Origin of the sequence: Pelagicoccus sp. SDUM812003, assembly GCF_031127815.1 — a bacterium.
In the GTDB taxonomy this organism is placed as follows: Bacteria; Verrucomicrobiota; Verrucomicrobiia; order Opitutales; family Opitutaceae; genus Pelagicoccus.
The window spans coordinates 1-1,367 of the sequence record NZ_JARXHY010000059.1; the positions used below are offsets into that span (position 1 = coordinate 1).

Annotated in this window: 1 protein-coding gene; it reads left to right on the forward strand. The window is 46.2% G+C overall.

The annotated features are described in order from the left end of the window. On the forward strand, positions 1 to 292 hold a 292-nt coding region (locus QEH54_RS22765), incomplete at its 5' end, for a hypothetical protein (protein ID WP_309021032.1). Positions 293 to 1,367: the final 1,075 nt, after the last annotated feature.

A 1,367-nucleotide genomic window follows, 5' to 3' on the forward strand; every position in this document is an offset into this window, starting at 1 on the left:
GACTGACTTTGACGAAAAACTGTTCGATCCAAACTACTTCCTCGAGAAGACCTTTGATTGGCGCTCGATGTCACCAGAAGAGTGCATTGCACGAATGTACCTTGAGTTCGGCTCTTTCGATTCAAAAGGTTGGGAAATAAAGAACAAAGAATTAGAAAAGTGGATACGTCGGTTCAATGAGATTTTCCACGATCCTAAACTGATCGAAGAATGCAGAATTAAATACCTCACGAAGGAAGAATTTGAAGAACAGGAGCAATTAATCAGAAAGATTGATGAAAATGGCTTCTAAGAGAAAAGGTTGTGCCAACCAGTCAGCCCATACAACTCCAGCCAGCGCTCCGCGCTGACTTCCGCGTATGGCTTTCACGATATGAAGAAAAAAGCTCCAAGAATTTCGATAATATCAAGCATGCTAGCTTGTCTACTTTTCACGGTTCCAACTCTTTACGGGTACCGAAGCGGAGCAAACAGCGAGACCGGAGAATCCGGACCATTATACCAAGGGTACATTTTGATGCTAGCATTCGTGATAATTACGTTTTGGGTTTCCTTGTTCCGCGCGTCACAAAAAGAGAAGGTCAGATTCCCTTGGTGGGTCTACCCCGTCATCACACCCTTTTTCGCTGGTTCTCTCTTATTCGCGGTCGCCATTTTAGCTTCATTCGGTGTTGGAGTAGACTACCCCTAATCCAAAAAAAATGAATCATATCCAGTCGGTCCATACAACTCGGGCCAAGCGCCCGAGTTGTGGCAGCAGCAAGGACATATCCTCACAACTTCCAACACGACGGTTCTCTAGCCCTCGCGTATGACCTTCACGTTAGGCAGAAAATAGATGATCGAAATTCTCACAGTCCAAGATCACTTCGAGATCTCAAACATTGGCCTACTGATCCTACCGGATTTTTCTGTGCCTGAGGGTGGATGGAAGCCGAAACGGGAAGCGATAGAAGTTAAAAACCCCAATGGATCGACTTACAAAACTGAAGCGGTTTTTCTAATGGAACATCGCAACATCAGAGATCCTAAAGTTCCAACGGACCTGAGATGGCGAGTCGTACTCACGATACCGGAAGGTACAAAAGATCAGGTCCCAATAGGGAGCAGAGTTCTGGTTTCTCGCGAATTCAAAAACCAACTACTCAATGGAAAAGAAGCCTAACCAGTCGGTCGATACAACTCGGGCCAAGCGCCCGAGTTGCGGATGCACCAAGGACATATCTTGCCCTACTCTTTCACCACGTACAACCTAGGCCCTCGCGTATCACCTTCACGTTGGGCAAAAATAGATGAGAAACAGAGAAACAGAATGGTCTCTTCCCATGGTGAGGTTCTTTGGAGCTTTCTTCATACCTCCACTCTGC